19 protein-coding genes, 1 tRNA gene and 1 pseudogene are annotated in these 18,786 nt (G+C 74.5%); 17 read left to right on the top strand and 4 right to left on the bottom strand.

The window, feature by feature from the left end; all coding sequences use genetic code 11:
• Positions 1–67 precede the first annotated feature (67 nt).
• Positions 68–1,585, bottom strand: coding sequence for an MFS transporter (locus ACFC2L_RS07930; RefSeq protein WP_375823814.1), 1,518 nt, complete (start codon positions 1,583–1,585; stop codon positions 68–70).
• A gap of 190 nt (positions 1,586–1,775) precedes the next feature.
• Here ACFC2L_RS07930 and ACFC2L_RS07925 point away from each other — a divergent pair, with 190 nt between their 5' ends.
• The 7 genes from ACFC2L_RS07925 to ACFC2L_RS07895 all read left to right on the top strand — a co-directional run bounded on the left by ACFC2L_RS07925 (position 1,776) and on the right by ACFC2L_RS07895 (position 7,612).
• Positions 1,776–2,612 carry an alpha/beta fold hydrolase gene (locus ACFC2L_RS07925; protein ID WP_375823718.1) on the top strand — a complete coding sequence of 279 codons (837 nt, stop codon included), beginning with the start codon at positions 1,776–1,778 and terminating at the stop codon, positions 2,610–2,612.
• A 40-nt stretch (positions 2,613–2,652) separates the two neighbouring features.
• Complete coding sequence (locus tag ACFC2L_RS07920) at positions 2,653–3,753, top strand: DNA glycosylase AlkZ-like family protein (protein WP_375823717.1); 1,101 nt, start codon at positions 2,653–2,655, stop codon at positions 3,751–3,753.
• Between the two features lie 25 nt (positions 3,754–3,778).
• Positions 3,779–4,336: a putative immunity protein gene (locus ACFC2L_RS07915; protein WP_375823716.1), complete on the top strand. Its 558-nt coding sequence runs from the start codon at positions 3,779–3,781 to the stop codon at positions 4,334–4,336.
• An 81-nt stretch (positions 4,337–4,417) separates the two neighbouring features.
• A complete protein-coding gene (locus tag ACFC2L_RS07910; protein WP_375823715.1) occupies positions 4,418–5,167 on the top strand; it encodes a DUF899 family protein in 750 nt (249 codons plus the stop codon).
• A 284-nt stretch (positions 5,168–5,451) separates the two neighbouring features.
• Positions 5,452–6,096 carry a GntR family transcriptional regulator gene (locus ACFC2L_RS07905; RefSeq protein WP_375823714.1) on the top strand — a complete coding sequence of 215 codons (645 nt, stop codon included), beginning with the start codon at positions 5,452–5,454 and terminating at the stop codon, positions 6,094–6,096.
• A complete protein-coding gene (locus ACFC2L_RS07900) occupies positions 6,093–7,466 on the top strand; it encodes an MFS transporter (protein WP_375823713.1) in 1,374 nt (457 codons plus the stop codon). Before ACFC2L_RS07905 ends, ACFC2L_RS07900 begins: the two co-directional genes overlap by 4 nt.
• A 69-nt stretch (positions 7,467–7,535) precedes the next feature.
• Positions 7,536–7,612 (top strand) — tRNA-Pro (locus ACFC2L_RS07895).
• A 492-nt stretch (positions 7,613–8,104) separates the two neighbouring features.
• On the opposite strand, the gene ACFC2L_RS07890 is transcribed toward ACFC2L_RS07895, so the two are convergent.
• Positions 8,105–8,302, bottom strand: coding sequence for a hypothetical protein (locus ACFC2L_RS07890; protein ID WP_375823712.1), 198 nt, complete (start codon positions 8,300–8,302; stop codon positions 8,105–8,107).
• Between ACFC2L_RS07890 and ACFC2L_RS07885 the strand changes: the two genes are divergently transcribed.
• The 6 genes and pseudogenes from ACFC2L_RS07885 to ACFC2L_RS07860 all read left to right on the top strand — a co-directional run bounded on the left by ACFC2L_RS07885 (position 8,295) and on the right by ACFC2L_RS07860 (position 12,694).
• Positions 8,295–9,764: a DUF1524 domain-containing protein gene (locus tag ACFC2L_RS07885; protein WP_375823711.1), complete on the top strand. Its 1,470-nt coding sequence runs from the start codon at positions 8,295–8,297 to the stop codon at positions 9,762–9,764. The two genes, ACFC2L_RS07890 and ACFC2L_RS07885, sit on opposite strands and share 8 nt — an antisense overlap.
• Before the next feature lie 108 nt (positions 9,765–9,872).
• Positions 9,873–9,962: pseudogene (locus tag ACFC2L_RS07880) on the top strand (DUF2510 domain-containing protein); the annotation flags it as partial.
• Between the two features lie 87 nt (positions 9,963–10,049).
• On the top strand, positions 10,050–10,256 hold the full coding sequence (locus ACFC2L_RS07875) for a DUF4177 domain-containing protein (RefSeq protein ID WP_375823813.1): 207 nt from the start codon (positions 10,050–10,052) through the stop codon (positions 10,254–10,256).
• A 275-nt stretch (positions 10,257–10,531) separates the two neighbouring features.
• Complete coding sequence (locus ACFC2L_RS07870; RefSeq protein WP_375823710.1) at positions 10,532–11,251, top strand: MSMEG_4193 family putative phosphomutase; 720 nt, start codon at positions 10,532–10,534, stop codon at positions 11,249–11,251.
• A gap of 55 nt (positions 11,252–11,306) precedes the next feature.
• The gene (locus ACFC2L_RS07865; RefSeq protein ID WP_375823709.1) at positions 11,307–11,855 is read left to right on the top strand and encodes a DUF3090 domain-containing protein; all 549 of its coding nucleotides are present in this window, start codon (positions 11,307–11,309) and stop codon (positions 11,853–11,855) included.
• A gap of 59 nt (positions 11,856–11,914) precedes the next feature.
• Positions 11,915–12,694 (top strand): SCO1664 family protein, encoded by a 780-nt coding sequence (locus ACFC2L_RS07860; protein ID WP_375823812.1) that lies wholly within the window; start codon positions 11,915–11,917, stop codon positions 12,692–12,694.
• 34 nt (positions 12,695–12,728) lie between these two features.
• Here ACFC2L_RS07860 and ACFC2L_RS07855 read toward each other — a convergent pair whose 3' ends face one another.
• Entirely contained in the window at positions 12,729–13,493 is a 765-nt protein-coding gene (locus ACFC2L_RS07855) for an SDR family oxidoreductase (RefSeq protein WP_375823708.1), read from the bottom strand.
• Positions 13,494–13,594: 101 nt separating this feature from the next.
• Between ACFC2L_RS07855 and ACFC2L_RS07850 the strand changes: the two genes are divergently transcribed.
• Entirely contained in the window at positions 13,595–14,449 is an 855-nt protein-coding gene (locus tag ACFC2L_RS07850; RefSeq protein ID WP_375823707.1) for a helix-turn-helix transcriptional regulator, read from the top strand.
• A gap of 83 nt (positions 14,450–14,532) precedes the next feature.
• The gene (locus ACFC2L_RS07845; RefSeq protein ID WP_375823706.1) at positions 14,533–15,645 is read left to right on the top strand and encodes a tellurite resistance/C4-dicarboxylate transporter family protein; all 1,113 of its coding nucleotides are present in this window, start codon (positions 14,533–14,535) and stop codon (positions 15,643–15,645) included.
• Here the strand turns inward: ACFC2L_RS07845 and ACFC2L_RS07840 are convergent.
• Entirely contained in the window at positions 15,593–16,597 is a 1,005-nt protein-coding gene (locus tag ACFC2L_RS07840) for a helix-turn-helix transcriptional regulator (protein ID WP_375823705.1), read from the bottom strand. The two genes, ACFC2L_RS07845 and ACFC2L_RS07840, sit on opposite strands and share 53 nt — an antisense overlap.
• 136 nt (positions 16,598–16,733) lie before the next feature.
• Here ACFC2L_RS07840 and ACFC2L_RS07835 point away from each other — a divergent pair, with 136 nt between their 5' ends.
• The gene (locus ACFC2L_RS07835) at positions 16,734–17,150 is read left to right on the top strand and encodes a VOC family protein (protein ID WP_375823704.1); all 417 of its coding nucleotides are present in this window, start codon (positions 16,734–16,736) and stop codon (positions 17,148–17,150) included.
• Between the two features lie 154 nt (positions 17,151–17,304).
• A complete protein-coding gene (locus ACFC2L_RS07830) occupies positions 17,305–18,786 on the top strand; it encodes a trypsin-like serine peptidase (protein ID WP_375823702.1) in 1,482 nt (493 codons plus the stop codon).

Below are 18,786 nucleotides of genomic sequence, written 5' to 3'. Positions count from 1 at the left end.
CGGTCCGGTCACGGGCGCTCCGGGCGGTTCGCCCCGTGGTGCGCCGTCGTCGGGCGTCCGGGCGGGTTCAGCCGAGGGTCGGGGGCGCGTCCTCGCGCACCTCGGGATCGGGGATCCGTCGCATGCGCGGCGCGGCGACCACGCCGAGCAGCCCCGCGACGAGCGGGACGAGGAGCGCGACCTGGAGCGCGCGGGCCCGGACGTCGTCGTTGATGCGCAGGATCTCGTCCTGCACCTCGGGCGGCTCGTCGGCGAGCAGCTCGACGAGCTGGGCGTCGCTCATGATCTCGGCGTCGTCCTCGAGCACCGCCGCGACCTGCTGCTTGTCGTCCGGGGGCAGGACGGTGCTCGACTCGGCCTGCGCGGTGAAGCCTGTGGCGAGCGAGGCGAGCATCACCGCGCCGGCGACCGCGAGGCCGAGCGAGAGCCCGAACGACCCGGCGGCCGAGCTGACGCCCGCGGCCTCGCTCGCGCGCTCCTCGGGGACGGGGGAGAGCGTGTAGGCGTTGAGCTGCGACACGAGCAGGCCGAGCCCGGCGCCCGAGACGACGAGCGGCAGAGCCAGCCACCAGCCCGACGTCGCGCGCGGCACCACCAGGACCGCTGCCGCGATCCCGAGGACGAGCAGCGTGAATCCCGCGAGCACGCGCGTGGCCGGTCGACGTCGGCCGGGGCGCTTGCCCGCGACGAGCGCGGCGGCGAACATCGTCAGCGACAGCGGGGCGAGCGAGAGCCCGGCCAGGAGCGCGTCGTAGCCGAGCGCCATCTGGAGGAAGATCGGCAGCGCGATCATCGCGCCACCGAGCGCGACCTGTTGCAGGAGCTGCTGCGAGACGCCGATGCGGAACGCGGGGGAGCGGAACAGGCCCGGGTCGACGAGCGTCGTCAGGCCCGCCCGCGCACGCCGCACCAGCCAGACCGCAAGACCCACGAGGCCCGCAGCGCCGACGACGACGAACGCCCCGACGGCCTCCCCGCCCTCCTGCCACACGAGGACGCCGAGGACGATGCCGCCCATCCCGACGACCGACAGGATCGTCCCCACGACGTCCACCGTGCGGTCGCCGGTGTACGGGACGTCGCGCACGAGCCGCACGCCCAGGAGCACCACCACGATCACCACGGCCTCGAGCCCGAAGGCCACGCGCCACGACAGCGTCGTGGTGATGACGCCGCCGAGCAGCGGCCCCACCGCCGCCGCGATCGACGCCGCGGCCCCCACGAGCGCGTAGGCGGACTTGCGCGCGGCGCCGTCGAAGTTGCCGTGCACGAGCGACTGCATGGCGGGGAGCAGCAGCGCGGCGCCCAGGCCGCCGATGACCGACCAGAAGATCACCACCGCGACGAGGCTCTGCGCGAGCGTCATCGCGATCGCGCCCGCGCCGTACGCGAGCAGGCCGACGACGTACGCCCGGCGCCGGCCGACGAGGTCGCCCACCTTGCTGCCCACGAGGATGAACGACGCGGACACGAGCGCCTCGAGCGCGATCGCCGTCTGGACTCCGCTGACGGTCGTGTCGAGGTCCCGCACGACCGCCGAGATCGACACGTTCATGAACGACGTGTCGACGACGAGGACGAACATCGCCGCCGCGAGGAGCAGCGCGAGGCGCCGGGCGGCCGCGGTCGGCCGGCCGGCGGTGTTCTCGGTGCTCTGCTCCACGTCGACCCCCGTCCGCCGTCCATGCTCACGGCCACGCGGCACCCGCGCCTCACCCGCCGAGGGTGCTCCCGCTGCCCGGGCGCCGCGACGCGCGCGGTGCCACCATCGGCCTATGGCTGCTGACGGGTGGCGCTCGCGCCACGTCGACGTGGAGGGGCACGACGTGTTCGTGCGCGTCGGGCCGGATGTGCCGGGCGCCGTCCCGATCGTGCACGTGCACGGGTTCGCGGTCTCCGGCACGTACCTGCTCCCGACCGCGGAGCGCCTGGCCCACCGGGCGACCGCCGTCGTGCCCGACCTGCCCGGCTACGGGCGCAGCGAGCGGTGGGGGCACACCCTCGGGATCCCGTCGCTCGCGTGGGCGCTGCTCTCGCTGCTCGACGCGCTCGAGCTCGAACGGGTGATCCTCGTGGGCAACTCCATGGGCGGCCCCATCAGCCTCGAGGTCGCGCACGCCGCACCGGAGCGCGTCGCAGGCATCGTCCTCGCCTCGCCCGCCGGCGGCGTGCACAACCAGCCGTTCGCCCGCGCCCTCACCCAGCTCGCGCGCGACGCCGGCCGGGAGAGCCCGCGCATGGCCCGGATCGCCGTGCCCGACTACGCGCGCTTCGGCGCCGTCAACGCGCTCCACCTGTTCGCCGAGCTCGTCCGGTTCCCGTCGCTCGAGCGCGTGATCCGCGTCCCCGTGCCGACCCTCGCGGTCGTCGGCACACGGGACCCCCTCATGCCGCCGCCCCGGCGCGTGCGTGAGGTCGGCACGCTCGCGCCCCCGCACGTGACGATCGTCGCGATCGACGGCGCCGCCCACGCCATGAACTTCAGCCACCCCGGCGAGCTCGCCCACGTCATCGAGTGCTGGCTCGACGGGCGCGAGATCACCGACGACCCCGACCAGCCGGGCGTCTCCCGCGTCCTCCAGATCGCGCAGGGCTCCGGCCCCGTGGTCTGAGACCAGCGCGGGTGTCGGCGCCCGGGGCTAGCCTGCGGACGTGGCCATCACCTGGGCGCAGGCGCTCGCCTGGCGCGCGAGGCGGCACCTGCTCGACCCGGTCGGGGACGAACCGGCCGAGGGGGTCGTCGGGCGGCTGGGCGCCGTCCCCGCGGCCTCCGACGACGTGGCCGAGCTCGCGGTCCGCGTGCGGCAGCGCGCGTCCGAGGTGGGCGACGTCGGGCGGGCGCTCAAGGATGGGCGCCTCGTGCGCACGTACGCGTTCCGCGGGGCGACGCACCTCGTCACGCCCGAGGACGGCGGTGCGTACCTGGCGCTGCGCCGGGCGGGACGCATGTGGGAGCGCGCGAGCTGGCGGGAGTACTACCGGCTCGAGCCCGAGGACTGGCCCGACCTGCGCGCCGTCGTGCGCGACGCGCTCGCCGACGGCCCGCTCACACGGTCCGCGCTGGGTGACACCGTCGCGGCGCACGCGCGGTTCGCGCACCTGCGGCCGTCGTTCGGCGACGGGACGGACACGCTGCTCAAGCCGCTCACGTGGTTCGGCGACATGAGCTTCGCCCCCGCACGCGACGGGCGCACGACGTTCCAGCGCCTCGACACCAACCCGCGGTGGGTCGACTGGCCCGACCTCGACGCCGCGGGCCGGCACGCGATCCTCGCGTACGTCGGCACGTACGGCCCCGCGACGCCCGAGCACGTGCACTACTGGCTCGGGCAGGGACTGGGCGCCGGCCGTGCCCGGCTGAACCGGTGGCTGGCGGAGCTGCGCGACGACGTGCTCGTCGAGGTCGACGTCGAGGGCGACCGCGCCCTCATGCTTCGCGAGCACGTCGACGAGCTCGCGGGTACGCGCGCGTCGGAGGCGGTGCGGTTCCTTCCCGCGCTCGACCAGTGGGTGCTCGGCCCCGGCACCGCGGACCCGAACGTCGTGCCACCGGCGCACCGCGGCGTGGTGAGCCGCGGGGCGGCCGTCGTCACCGTGGGCGGGGTCGTCGCGGGGACGTGGGCGCTCGCGGGCGAGGAGGTGCGCGTCACGTGGTTCGACAGCGTTCGCGCGCCCGACGACGCGCTCGCCGGGGCGGTCGCACGGCTGGGTAGTGTGCTCGGGCGGGACCTGCGGCCCGTGACGGACGGGTGAACGGGCGCGGCGGAGGGAGCGGCACGTGGCGACGACCGGCGGGGTCGAGCTGAGCACGGACGACCTGCGGGAGGTCGCCGGGTACGCGGCCCGGTGTGCGGAGCAGGCGCTGGAGATCGTCGAGGCGGTGCGGCCGGACGACGCCCGGCCCCGCGAGGCGATCGAGGCGGCGTGGGCCTTCGCCCGGGGCGGCGCGCGGGGCAAGGCCTTGCGGGACACCGCGTGGGCGGCGCTCCGGGCGGCGAAGGAGGCGGAGCAGCCGGCCGCCGCCGAGGCCGCGCGGGCCGCGATGGCGGCGGCGGGCGCCGCGTACCTGCACCCGATCGCCGACGCCCACCAGGTGAAGCACATCCTCGGTTCGGCGGCCCACGCGGCGCACGCCGCCCAGCTCGCCGCGGGCGGGGACGAGTCTGCCGCCACAGGACTCCTCGACGCCGCGCGTGCGCTCTCGTCGCCTGAGGTCGTCGACGTGCTGCGCCGGTACCCGCCCGCGCCCGGCGGGGGCGGGCGCGTGGGCGAGCTTGTCCGCCGCCTCGACACCGAGCTGCGGGAGGCGGCGTCCCAGGAAGGGTGGCAGCGATGAGTTTGCGAGGCACGGTCGGTCGGCGCAGGTGACCCGTCGGGCGGTGTGCGCCGTCCGGCGTCCGACACCGCGGAGGACACCATGACGACCACGCCCAGCAGCCCGGCCGCCACCCTGCCGGGACGACCCCCCGTCGTCGACCTCGCCACCTGGCAGGCCGCCCGGGACGAGCTCCTCGTGCGCGAGAAGGCGCATACCCACGAGGGCGACGCCATCGCGGCGGCGCGACGCCGACTGCCCATGGTGGAGATCGACGGCACTGTGGAGGTCGTCGGGCCCGACGGGCCGGTCCCGTTCGTCGACCTGTTCGAGGGGCGCGACGAGCTCGTGGTCTACCAGCACATGTGGCACGACGGCGCCCCGCACCAGGGGCAGTGCGAGGGGTGTACCTGGACGGCGTGGGGCCTGCGGGACGCCGTCTACCTCAACGCGCGCGGTGTCTCGTTCGCGATCCTCACCGTCGGGCGGTGGGAGGAGGTTGCGCCCTACGTCGACTTCATGGGCTACACCCAGCCGTGGTATTCGGTGCGTGGGCTCGACGAGCCGGTCGGCGGCGAGATGGGCTACGTGAGCTGCTTCCTGCGCGACGGCGACCGCGTGTTCCTCACGTACCGCACGACGGGCCGCGGCAACGAGCCGACCAGCCCGCACTTCGCCCTGCTCGACATGACCCCCTACGGCCGCCGGGAGGCGTGGGAGGACACTCCCGACGACTGGCCCGAGGGCAAGGGCGTGTGCTGGTACTGGCGTGCGGACGCCGACGGCGTCGACGGCTGGGGGCCTACGACCCGCCCCGTGCCGCAGCGGACCCGTCCCGGTGCGACGCCGTAGGAGACGCTGGGCCGGGGCGGTCACCACCACTGAGGTGCGCAGGGCGCACAGCGGTGCCGGATCACCGCGCGTCGACGCCGAGTAGGCCGAGGATCCCGTCATGCTGCCGAACGCCGCGTACGACTGGGTGCACCACGACGCCTTACTTACAGTTTCGTCGAAACTGTAAGTATGAAGTGGTCTGGACGGTCACTTGAGGGTCGCGCACCGGGTGTGGCGAGGCCCACGCTTTTCGGGCACCGCTGATGTCGATGTCGCGCACCAGATAGATGCATCATGTATCTATGCCTCGAACGACCAGCGGTTCTGCCACCGAGCAGGCGTATCGGCACGTGAAGTCCCTCGTCCTCGGCGGGAGCCTGCCCGGCGGGTCCATGACGAGCGAGGGGGAGATCGCGGAGCAGCTCGGCGTGAGCCGCACGCCCGTGCGCGAGGCGTTCCTGCGCCTGGAGGCCGAGGGTCTGCTGCGCCTCTACCCGAAACGAGGCGCGCTCGTCGTGCCCGCCGCGCCGGGGGAGGCGGACGACGTCCTCGACGCGCGCCTGCTCGTCGAGACGCACGCGGCGCAGAGCGTCGTGCGCCTGCCCGACACCGAGCTCGCCACGCTCGTCGCTCTCTTGCGCGACCTCGTCACCGCGCAGGAGGCGGCGGTGGCGGACGGCGACGTCGCTGAGTACGCGACGCTGGACGCGCGATTCCACCAGGAGATCGTCGCGGCCGGCGGCAACGCGCTCCTCACGACGTTCTCCGTGAGCCTGCGCGAGCGCCAGCAGCGCATGGTCGCGCACAGCGTCCGGTGGGACCCGCGGCGGGCCGCGACGTTCGTCGCGGGCCACCGCGCCCTCGTCGACGCGCTCGAGGTACGCGACACCCGCACCTACAAGCGCCGCATCCAGCGCCACCTCGAGGACGCGAGGGCGGGCCTGTGAGCGCGGTGACCCCTGCGTCGACCTCGGTGACCGAGAGTGAGGCCGCCGCGTCTGCTCGCGGGGCGAGGGGCGCCGTCGGGCCGCGGGCGTGGCTCGCCGTCGCGGCGGTGATGTTCGCCGTCGCGTGGGGCGGCAACGAGTTCACGCCGCTGCTCGTCCTCTATCGCGAGGTCGGGCACTTCTCGGCGGTGACGGTCGACGCGCTGCTCGCCGCGTACGTGCTGGGCATCATCCCCGCGCTCCTGCTCGGCGGCCCGCTGTCCGACCGGTACGGGCGCCGGCCCCTGCTGCTGCCCGCGGCACCGGTCGCGCTCGTCGGGTCGCTCGTGCTCGCCGCGGGCGACTCGTCCGCGGCGCTGCTCGCGACGGGCCGCGTGCTGTGCGGCGTCGCGCTCGGGCTCGTCATGGCCGTCGGGACCACGTGGGTCAAGGAGCTCAGCGACGCGGCCTCCCGCACGTCCGGGGTGCCCGACGGCGGCTCCGGCGCCCGGCGCGCCGGCCTCGCCCTCACGCTGGGGTTCCTCGTCGGGGCGGGAGTCGCGGCGGTGCTCGCGCAGTGGGCGCCCTGGCCCACGCACACCGCCTACCTGCTGCACGCCGTGCTCGCCGTCGCCGCCGGGGCGTGGGTGCTCGGCGTGCCGGAGACGCGCATGGCGCCCGACGGCGCGGCGCGCGGCCGGCTGCGGGACGACCTGCGCGTACCGGCCGTCGCGCACCGGCGGTTCCTGCGCGTCGTCGTGCCCGTGGCGCCCTGGGTGTTCGGGTGCGCGGGCAGCGCCTACGCCGTGCTGCCCGGGCTCGTGTCGGCGAGCGCGGGGAGCGCGCCCATCGCGTTCTCCGGCCTCATGACCGTGCTCGGCCTCGGCTGCGGCGTCGGGATCCAGGTGCTCGGCCGACTCATCGACACCCGCCACAGCGCGCGGGCGTCCGTCGTCGCGATGTCCATCGTCGTCGTCGGCATGGGATTCGGCGCCTACGCCGCGGCCCGGCTCGACCTCCCGACCGCGCTCGTCGCCGCTGCCGTCCTCGGCGCCGGGTACGGGCTCGCGCTCGTCGCCGGGCTCAGCGAGGTCCAGCGCATCGCGACGCCCGACGACCTCGCCGGCCTCACGGCGGTCTACTACTCGATCACCTACGTCGGGTTCTGCGTGCCCGTGGCGCTCGCGGCGCTGTCCGTGCGGTGGACGTACACGCAGATGTTCCTCGGCGGACTGGTCATCGCCGCCGTGTGCCTCGCCATCGTCGCCAGCGCGTGGCGCGCCCACCTGCCGACGGGGGAGCGGGACGACACCTCGGGTGCTGCCGACGAGACCGACCGCACAGCCCCGACCGGGGCAAACGGTGCGCTGGCGGCGTCGCGGATGGGGTAGAGTATCCGAGGCTTCACGGGGCCGAGACGCGCGATGTTACGTCGAGTGTTACGCCTGGTGATCCAGCCACGGGCTGTGGCGCAGCTTGGTAGCGCACCTGACTGGGGGTCAGGGGGTCGCAGGTTCAAATCCTGTCAGCCCGACCATCGGACAGGCCAGAGGACGAGTGTTTCTCTGGCCTGTTTCGTGTTCCTGGGCGACGATGCCCGGCCGGCGCGCGCCGTCGGCGCGGTGGGTGAAGTTCTCAATCGCCTCCGTGGTCCTCAACCGCGGTATTCCGCCGTCACGGTTCTCATCGGGACGTTCGACCCTCATCCGTCCCCTTCGCCCTCCACTACTGTGAGCGCGCACATCGAGGAGGCGCGTACCGGAACGTGCCGGTCGCCGTAGGCACGAGAAGGACGCGACGTGGCGAAGAAGTCAACAGGTGGCGGTGGGTTCGGCGCGATCGTCGCCATCCTCATCGCGGTTGCGGTGGCGTACTACGCGATCGCGTGGCCTTACCAGCTCGGAGCGTGGATCGCGGTGGAGATGGGTGCCGGGCTGCCGTCGTCGCAGCGTTCCGTCCTGGCGTGGATCTTCGAGATCCTCTATCTCGGCGCCCTCGCGGCGGTCGTCGCACGGTGGGCGTGGGTGCGTCACCGCACCCCGGACGCGTTGCCACCCTTCGACCACGACGCGACCGCGCGGGTGCTCTCGATGATGGACGGGCGTCGGCCGGAGTTCGCCGACTCGCGGGTACCGGGGTCGGAGAAGGTCCGCGGCGAGCTTGCCGGTGTGCGGCTCGTCGAGCCACGGGGGCGCGTCGGCGCGAAGAGCCCCATGGTCGTGAGCACGGGGACGCTCCTCCTCACGGACAAGGCCGCGCGGTTCGCCGGGTCGGACGGACGCACCTGCGTGTGGAAGTGGTCCGCGGTGAGCCGCATCGATTCCGGCGGCGGAGTCGTGACCCTTCCGGTGTCGACACGCATGAAGGACTGCGGCGTGTCCTTCCCCGCGGGGACGGCCGCGGCCGGTCATGCGGCGTTGGTATGGTCCACGCGCAAGGCGCAGGGGGCCGGCCCGGACGAGCTGGGCCAGATCGCGCAGAACCTGCGCACCACTGCGGGTGTGGCCCAAGCCCGCGAACAGGCACAACCCACGGGGCCGAAGCCGCTGCCGCGGCGGGTGCTCGGCACGGCGGTGGCGGCGGTCGCGGCCACGGCACTGGTCTCGACCGGTGCGGTCGCGGTCGGGATCGGTGCGGCACCGCCCGCACCCGCCGGCCTCGTCGCCGAGAACGACGAGCGTGACCTGCCCGAGGACACGAGCGACGGCGCGGACGCGGGCCTGGTGGACACCGACGAGGCATCGGTCCCGGCCTGGGATGCTGCGACCGCGGAGCCCGTTGAAGCGGCCGAGCTCGACACTGCGATCATCGCTGCGGGGCCGAGCACCGCCCTGGCGGCGCTCGGCACGCTCGAGGTCAAGGGCCGCGCCCCCAAGACGGGGTACGACAGGGACGTTTTCGGGCCGGCGTGGGCGGACGTGGACCGCAACGGGTGCGACACCCGCAACGACATCCTGGCCCGCGACCTGGCCGGCGAGACGTTCAAGCCGGGCACTCACGACTGCGTGGTCCTGACCGGTGCCCTCGACGACCCGTACACCGCGACCACGATCGCCTTCCAGCGCGGCAACGCGACGTCCAGCGCGGTCCAGATCGACCATGTCGTCGCCCTGTCGGACGCCTGGCAGAAGGGCGCTCAACAGCTCGACCCCGACACCCGCCGGGCGTTCGCGAACGACCCGCTGAACCTGCTTGCGGTGGACGGGCCGACGAACCAGGCCAAGGGCGACGGAGATGCGGCGACCTGGCTGCCGCCGAACAAAGCGTTCCGGTGCGAGTACGTCGCCCGTCAGGTTGCGGTGAAGGCCGCCTACAAGCTGTGGGTCACCCAGGCGGAGCACGACGCCATCGCCCGCCTCCTCACCTCGTGTCCCGACCGGCTGTTGCCCGCCGCAGACGGTGCCGTCGGTTCGTACGTGCAGGTGGAGGTGGTGGCTGAACCCCCGGCGTCGGAGCCGGTGCCCGAACCCGTGGTGGTCCCCGACCCGGTGCCCGCCCCTGTCGTCGTGCCCGACCCGGCGCCGGCGCCGCCGCCCGCGCCAGCGCCGCAACCCGAACCAGAACCGGCACCCGCCTTCTACCAGAACTGTGACGACGTGCGCGCCGCCGGAGCCGCCCCGATCCGCCCTGGTGATCCGGGGTTCCAGTCGAAGTTCGACCGCGACAACGACGGGGTCGGATGCGAGTGAGGCGGTGACCGACCCCAGGGTCGTCGGAACAGCGGCGTCGGGTGCTGTACGCCCGACGTCGGCCCGACGATCCACGAGCAGCGTTCGACGACGGAGACGGGGAACCTGATGACGGGTACGACCGCAGGATGGTACGACGACGGAACGGGCCGTATGAGGTGGTGGGACGGTCAGACTTGGACGGAGCAACTGCAGCCGCCACCGCACCAAGGTCTGACCGGGACGATCGACCGGGCTCGGGCAGAGGCGACGTCCGGTGGTCGGCCGCGCCCTGCGCCGCCCGGGATGAGCTACGTCGTCCTTCAGGTCATCCTCAAGGAGAAGCTGTGGGGGACCGGCTCGGGAAACCTGACGGAGCTCGAGAGGGCGATCAACGCCCAGGCCGCGCTCGGCTACCGGCTCCACACGATCACCACAGCCGCTTCGGGAAGCAAGGGCATGGGTGGGGGCGACAGGATCCAAGCCACGATGGTCTTCGAGCGACTTACCTAGGTGGGTTCGTCCTGCGCGGCGAGGGGCTCGCGTCGTGCGGAGTGAGCATCTCGTCGCTGCGCGTTCGGCGCGCTCCGGGGTCGGCACCGATACGTCAAGGGATCCGTGCCGCGTCGAGTCACGAGGAGGAGCCTGCGGACGCGACGTGCACCGAGCCGACGAGCAGCCCGACGCTGCGTGGTCGGCACGCGACGTCTCGGCTCCGGGCCACAGCGCGGACGACGCAGCTCGGCTCCGCGTCCGCGCGTACCGACGGACGCATCTACGCTCAGGGCATGCCCACCGTCCTTCTCGTCCGTCATGGCCGCACCACCGCGAATGCCGGTGGCATCCTCGCCGGACGAGCGGACGGGGTCGCGCTGGACGCCGTCGGGAATGACCAGGCGGCCCGGGCTGCCGAGCGCCTCGCGGCCGTACCGCTATCGCGCGTCGTGACCAGCCCGCTCGAGCGGTGCCGGCAGACGGCGCGGGCGCTGCTCGACCGCCAGACGGCCACGCCGGAGTCCGTCACCGAGCAGGGCATCACCGAGTGCGACTACGGGCGGTGGCAGGGCCGCGCCCTGAAGGACCTGGCCACGGAGCCGCTGTGGTCCGTCGTGCAGACGCAGCCGTCAGCGGCCGTGTTCCCGGGCGGGGAGTCGCTCGCAGCCATGCAAGCGCGGGGCGTCGAGGCCGTCCGACGGCACGACGCCGAGGTCGCCGCGCGCCACGGGGCCGACGCGGTGTGGGCGGCGGTGTCGCACGGGGACGTCATCAAGTCCGTGCTCGCCGACGCGCTCGGCACGCACCTGGACCTGTTCCAGCGCCTCGTCGTCGGACCGGCGTCGATCTCGATCGTCCGGTACGGCCCGCACCGGCCGGAGGTGGTGGCCGTCAACACCGACGCGGGCGACCTGTCGTGGCTCCGCGCGGCTGCGCCGGTCGGCGACGCGCCGGTCGGGGGCGGCGCCGGCCCGGCACAGCCCGACGACGCGAGCGGGACGCAGCCGTCCTGACGCCAGACCCGCGGCCACGCGGCGGGGCGCGCACGGGCGCTCGTAGAGTGGGGTCATGCCCACTCTCGTCCACGAGCACGACTGGCCCGACCGCGTCGTCGTGGGAACCGTCGGCATGCCCGGCTCCCGCACCTTCTACCTCCAGGCCCGGACGGGCACCCGCACGACGAGCGTCGCCCTGGAGAAGGAGCAGTCCGCCGTCCTCGCCGACACCGTCCAGCGCCTGCTCGACGAGCTGATGGAGGCGCCCGACAACCGGTACAGCGTCCCCGTCGACGTGGCGGCCGAGCTCGTCGACGACGACCCGCTGGACCTGCCCGTGGAGGAGGAGTTCCGCACGGGGTCGATGCGGCTGAGCTGGGACCCCCGGACGGCGCAGGTCGTCGTCGAGGCGTTCCCGCTCGTGGACGACGACGAGCTCGACCCCGACGCGGAAGAGCCCGAGCCCGCCGAGTCGCTCCTCGTCCGCATGCCCGTCGGGACGGCGCGCGCCTTCGCCCAGCGCACGCGTGCCGTCGTGCAGGCCGGGCGACCGGCGTGCCCGCGCTGCGGCCGGCCGGTCGACCCGGACGGGCACGAGTGCGCGCTGCCCGACGAGGCGTGACGTCCCCGCAGGACGGCGTCGACACGACGCCGTTCGACGCGACGCCGCCCGACACGACGCTGCTCGACACCGCGCCGCTCGAGGTCGTCGGACGCATCCGCGCGGCGTCGAACGCGACGTTCCTCGCCCGGATCGGCGAGGTCTCGGTCGTGTACAAGCCGGTGGCGGGGGAGAAGCCGCTGTGGGACTTCCCGAACGGCACCCTCGCGGCCCGGGAGGTGGCCGCCTACCTCGTCTCGGAGTCGCTCGGCTGGGGGGTCGTGCCGCGCACGTGGCTGCGCGACGGGCCGCTGGGCCCGGGCATGGTCCAGCTCTGGCAGGAGGTCGACGCGACGCAGTCGCCGGTCGACGTCGTCCCGACGGGCGACGTCCCGCAGGACGGCGTGCGGACGGTGCTGGAGGGCGTCGACGAGGAGGACCGCCCGGTGAGCGTCGTCCACGAGGACACGCCGTCGCTGCGGCGGATGGCCGTGTTCGACGCGGTCGTGAACAACGCCGACCGCAAGGGCGGGCACGTGCTGCCGCTGCCCGACGGGCGGCGCCTCGGCGTCGACCACGGCGTCACCTTCCACGTCGAGCCCAAGCTGCGGACGGTGCTCTGGGGCTGGCTCGGGGAGAGCCTCGACGACGACGAGCTCGCGGGCGTCGAGCGCGTGCGCGCGAGCCTCGGCGCGGGCGGCGGCGCCGCGCCCGACGGTGCTCTCGGCCGCCGGCTCGCCGAGCTCCTCGCGCCCGAGGAGGTGACCGCGCTCGCCGAGCGCTGCGACCGGCTGCTCGGGGCGGCACGGTTCCCGGCGCCGTCGGGCGGCATGCCCGCCGTCCCGTGGCCGCTCTTCTGACCTCCCGGCCGCACGCGCCCGACGCCCCCGCGGCTCAGCGGCCGTGCGGGTCCGACGCGTTGAGCACGCGCACGACCTCGTCGTAGTCGCCGCGGGCCTCGCCGTACCGGAGGAACTTCACGCGCTCCACGAGGATCTCGTGCGCGTCGGGCTGCGTGCGCAGCAGGTCGACGACCTCGGTGACGAAATCGTCGAGCGGCATGGCGAACGCGCTCTCGCGCTGGCCGGGCATGAGGTCGGTCGCCACCGACGGCGGGACGAGCTCGACGACGTCGACGCTCGTGTCCGCGAGCTGGAGCCGCAGCGCCTCGCTGAGCATGTGGATCGCGGCCTTGGACGCGTCGTACGTCGGGGTGACCGCGAGCGGGGCGAACGCCAGCCCGGACGACACGGTGACGATCGTCGCGCTCGGCCGGGTCTGCAGGTGCTCGACGAACGCGCCGACGAGGCGGATCGGCCCGAGCACGTTCGTCGTGACGATCTCCTCGGCGGTGTCGAGGAACCCCTCGGGGTGGTGCCAGTCCTCGGCGCGCATGATGCCCGCCATGGCGACGAGCGTGTCGAGGTCGGGGTGGCGCTCGAGCACCTCCTTCGCGGCGGAGGCGATGCTCTCCGGGTCGGTCGTGTCGACGCGCACGGTGTCGATGCCGGGGTGCTCGGCCGCGATCTGCTCCAGCAGCGCGGTGCGGCGCCCGCCGACGACGACGGTGCTGCCCTGCTCGTGGAGCGCGACGGCGAGCGCCAGGCCGATGCCGCTCGTCGCGCCGGGGATGAAGACGGTGCTGTTCGTGAGGTCCATGCCTCGATCCTGGGCGCGCCGCGACGCGCGCGGCAGAGTCCCGTGAACGGGGGACCGGCGATCCCTGGCACGCACGCCGCGCGCCCCGGACGATGGGACGCATGGACCGCGCCGCGCTCGCCGACTTCCTCCGCCGCCACCGGGAGGCGCTGCAGCCGGGCGACGTCGGCCTCCCGCCCGGGCTGCGCCGTCGGGCACCGGGGCTGCGCCGCGAGGAGGTGGCGCAGCTCGCGCTCATGTCGACGGACTACTACACGCGCCTGGAGCAGCAGCGCGGCCCTCAGCCGAGCACGCAGATGCTCGCGTCGATCGCCCGGGCGCTGCGCCTGTCCGACGACGAGCGCGACTACCTCTTCCGGGTCGCCGGGCACGGCGTCCCCGACCGGGCGACCGACCCCGGCCACGTGGCGCCCGCGCTGCAGCGCGTGCTCGACCGCCTGGGCGACACCCCGGCGCTGATCCTGAACCCGCTGGGCGAGACGCTCGCGCAGAACGACCTCGCCCGCGCGCTCTACGGCGACGCGACGGCGTACTCGGGCTGGGACCGCAGCGAGATCTACCGATGGTTCGCCCACCCCGAGGCGGCGCGCGCGATCTACCCCGCGGACGACCGCGACCGGCAGGGCCGTGCGCTCGTCGCGGGGCTGCGCTCCGCCGTCGCCGTGCTCGGCCATGACTCGCGCGCCGGGCGGCTGGCCCGCGAGCTGCGGCGCACGAGCCCGGAGTTCGACGCGCTGTGGGACCGGCAGGAGGTCGCGCGCCGGTTCGTCGACCACAAGGTGCTGGTGCACCCGGTGGTGGGGGAGATCGAGGTGGACTGCCAGGCGCTGCTCACCGAGGACCAGCAGCAGGTCCTGCTCGTGCTCACCGCGGCGCCGGGGACCAAGGCCGCGGAGCGGATCCGCCTGCTCGGCGTGCTGGGCACGCAGGACCTCGCGGTGGACGCGCCCGCCTGACGGACGCGCCCCCCGGACGGCTCGATGCACGACCACGACGAACATGCCCGACGCCGGTGCCGCGCCGCCGCTAGCCTGGCGTGGTGCCCCCGCCCTCCACGCTCCCGAACCGGGTGGACGCCGCCGTCGAGGGCCTGACGCCGGGCTACTTCGCCCTGGTGATGGCGACGGGGATCGTCTCGATCGGGGTGCGGACGAACGGCCTGATCACGGTGTCGACGGTGTTGCTGGGGGTCGCGACGGCCGCGTACGTCGTCCTCGTCGCGCTCACGGCGGTCCGGGCGGTGCGGCACCGCGCGGCGATGGCCGCCGACTTCGCGGACCCGGGCCGGGCGTTCGGGTTCTTCACGTTCGTGGCCGCGACGTGCGTGCTGGGCAGCCGGCTGAGCCTGGAGGACGGGTTCCTCGTCGTCGCCGTCGTGCTCCTGCTGGTCGCCGCCGTCGCCTGGGTCGTCCTCGGGTACACCGTGCCGTGGACCGCGGTGCTGGGGGAGCGGGGCCGCACGCAGCCCATCACGACGGCGAACGGCACGTGGTTCATCTGGGCGGTCGCGAGCCAGTCGGTCGCCGTGCTCGCGGCGACGCTCGAGCCGATGATCGACGCGTGGCGCCCGGCCCTCGCGCTCCTGGCCGTGTTCTCGTGGTCGGTCGGGGCGTTCCTCTACGGGGCGGTCGGGGTGTTCGTGGGCGTGCGCATGCTCACGGTCCCGGTCCGCCCGCAGGACCTCACGCCGCCGTACTGGGTCGCGATGGGCGCGACCGCGATCACGGTCGTCGCGGGCGCCCGGATCGTGCTCATGGCGGACGCGCCCATGGTCGACGCGACCCGCGGCCTCATCGCCGGGACGGCGGTGTTCTTCTGGGCGTTCGGCACCTGGCTCATCCCGCCGCTCGTCATCGCCGGGTGGTGGCGGCACGTGCGGCACCGCGTCCCGTTCCGCTACGAGGCGACGCTCTGGAGCATCGTGTTCCCGCTCGGCATGTACGGCGTGGGCTCGCAGTTCCTCGGCGAGGTCGACGAGCTGCCCATCGTCCACGCGATCGGGTACGGCGCGAGCTGGGTGGCGCTCGCGGTCTGGACGGCGACGTTCGCCTGGATGCTCGTCCACCTCTGGCGGACCGTGCTGCGCGGCCCGCGGGTCGCTACCGCTGGCGGAGACCGTCGAGCCGTGCCGCCACGGTCGCGCAGGCCGTGACGAGCTCGGGCGGCCCGGCGGCGAGGACGTCCGCGTCGAACGCGGCGACGCGCGCGGCGAGCCCGACCCACGACCACGAGCCCAGGCCGACCCGGCACCGGTCCGGGGCGAGCTCCTCGACCGTGCCGTCCTCGACGAACGGCGCGACGGCGGACGCGGGCGCCGCGAGCTCGACCCACCCTGTGCACGGCCATCCCGGGGCGGGTGCCGGGCTGGCGCCCGCGAACCGGGTCGCGACGAACGCGCCGGCGTCCCCGCCCGGCACCTCGCGGGGCGTGAAGCGCGGCCCGGTGGGGACGCGTGGCGCCGTCCGGTCGAGGCGGAACGTGCGCCAGTCGTCGCGGTCGAGGTCCCACGCGAGGAGGTACCAGCGCCCGTCGCGCACGACGACGTGGTGCGGCTCCACGCGGCGCGGCGCTGCGGGCGCGGCCCGGCCGTCGCGCTCGCCCGCCGGTCCCGGCGCCGCGTAGTCGAGCCGCAGCACCTCGCGTCGGCGCACCGCGGTGCTCACCGCGAGCAGCACGTCGAGGTCGACGGCGGGCGCGGAGCGACCGGGTCCGGCGGGCACCGGCGCGACGTCGACGGCGTCGACCCGGTGGCGCAGCCGCGGGGGCAGCACCTGGCGCACGGTCGCGAGCGCCCGCACCGCCGCCTCCCCGATCGCGTCCCCGGGCCCGCTCGTCGCGACGGTCCGTAGCGCCACCGCCAGCGCGACGACCTGGGCGTCGTCGAACAGCAGGGGCGGGAGCTCCGCGCCCGCGTCGAGCCGGTACCCGCCGTCGCGCCCGCGCGTCGCGACGACGCGGTAGCCGAGGTCGCGCAGGCGCTCGACGTCGCGGCGCACGGTCCGGGGGTCGACGCCGAGCCGGTGCGCGAGCTCGGGGCCGGTCCGGTCCGGGTGCGCCTGGAGGAGCGAGAGCAGGAGGAGGGTCCGGCGCGACGTCTCGGTCATGCCCCCATGCTCGCGCACCATGCGGACGCTATCCGTCCGCATTGGACGGGAGAGTCGTCGTCATGAGCCCGGGCGGCGAGCCCGGGAGCTCGGGTACCGCGACCGCGGCCCCGACGATCGACCCGAAGGAGACGCCATGTCCGTCCAGACGACCCCGCACCTCAACTTCCGCGGCGACGCCCGCGCCGCGCTCGAGCACTACCGCGCGGTGTTCGGCGGCGACCTCGTCCTCACCACCTACGGCGACCTGGGCCAGGCGCCGGACCCGGCCGAGGCCGACCTCGTCGTCTGGGGCCAGGTCAGCGCGCCGAGCGGCTTCCGCGTCATGGCGTACGACGTCCCGGCGGGACGTCCCTGGAGCCCGGGCGAGGCGCCGTTCTTCGTCTCCGTGCGCGGCGACGACGTCGAGGAGGTCCGCGGCTACTGGGACACGCTCGTCGACGGTGCGACCGTCGTCGCACCTCTGGCGTCGTCCGACTGGGCGCCGCTGTACGGGATGCTCACGGACCGGTTCGGCGTGACCTGGGTGCTCGACGTCGCGGCGAGCCGCTGACCCGGGGCCGGGGCGCCCCTCGCCCTCGCGGGGGCGCTCCGGCCGCAGCCGTGGCGTGCCGCGCGCCGCGCGCGGTTCACCCGCTCGGTCCCCGCACGAGGAGGCACGCGCCCGCCTCCCTCCTGGTGCAGGGGACCGAACCGAGGGGGACCCCATGGCTGGAACCAGGAAGTCGGCGCCGAAGAAGCCGAGCCGCCGCGAGGTGGCGGAGACGCCCGACACCGCCGACGCGCTCTACCCGCCGCTGCCCGAGCGGATACCGCTCACGCTCGAGTCCATCGCGGGCGACGAGCCGACCTACGCCGAGATGCTCGAGTCCATCTGCGGCGCCACCGACGACTCCCAGCCCGTCGAGCAGTACGACGGCACCCTGGGCGTCACGCAGGCGTACGTGAACGCCCACCAGAAGCAGGCCGTCCAGGTGCAGTGGAACACCGGGCTCGGCGGCGTCTTCACCAACCCCGGCAACGTCGACGGCGTCCGCTGGGGCAGCGGCACGCTCATCGCCCCGGACCTCGTGCTCACGTGCGGGCACCTGTTCGACCAGAGCGCCGACGGGTGGGTCCTGCCGCGCCAGAACGGCTCGATGCAGGTCGTCACGCCGCAGCAGATCGCGACGAGCATGCACGTCAACGTGCTCCACCAGGTGGACCCGAGCGGTGCGCTGCGCGCCGAGGTGAGCTTCCCGATCCTCGCGCTCGTCGAGTACCGCCTCGGCGGGCTCGACATGGCGGTCGTGCGCGTGGGCGGCAACCCGGGGAACACCTACGGGTTCACCGCCGTCGCGACCGGCAACCCGGCCGTCGGCGACATGCTCGCGATCATCGGCCACCCGGCAGGGATGCCGAAGCGGGTCGAGGCCGGGCCCGCGACCACCGTCACGACGAACCAGATCCGCTACGACGACATCGACACGCTCGGCGGCAACTCGGGGTCCGGGATCCTCGGGCCGACGGGCGAGCTCGTGGGCGTGCACACCAACGGCGGCTGCAACGCGGCGGGCACCGGCTCCAACTTCGGGACCGCGATCGCGGGCATCCGGGCCGTGTCGCCCACGCTCCAGGCGCTGCCGCACGGGTCGCGGACCGCGGTCGCCGACGACGTCCTCACGTCGCTGGCGCAGGACGTCATCGCGACCGTGAGGGCCGCCGACCAGGTCGGCACCCTGCGCGCGGCCGACACCGCGCGGGCGGTCGACGTGCTCACGATCAAGCAGGCCGACTCCCACACGGTCGCCGACCAGATCGGGACGTCGTTCCTCCGGGACCATGGCGGCACCCCGCGCGCCCTGGACTCGATCTTCCAGGCCGACACGCGCTTCGCGACGGACAACCCGGTCGCGACCGGGTTCGCGGGCGACGTCGGCACCGGGCCCGGCGACACGCTCCAGGAGGGGATCCTCGACCCCGGCGACCTGTTCGATCCCGTGGTGAACCCCGCGATCGGCCGGCTCGTGCAGGCCGGCGCGCTCGCCGGGGCGCGGCCGTTCGTCCAGGGCGCGGAGTCGCTCGTCGACGAGGAGGACGAGGGCGCCCCCGTCGACGTCGTCGGCGCGCTGGTCGAGGCCGTCGCCGAGGCGCGGGCGACCCTCGAAGCCGTCGAGGCGGCCCTGACCCAGCTCCAGGCCGGGCAGTGA

Origin of the sequence: Cellulosimicrobium sp. NPDC055967 (assembly GCF_042269845.1) — a bacterium.
In the GTDB taxonomy this organism is placed as follows: domain Bacteria; phylum Actinomycetota; class Actinomycetes; order Actinomycetales; family Cellulomonadaceae; genus Cellulosimicrobium.
The sequence above is the reverse complement of the archived record's forward strand: the minus strand, read 5'-3'. Positions and strand labels throughout refer to the sequence as shown.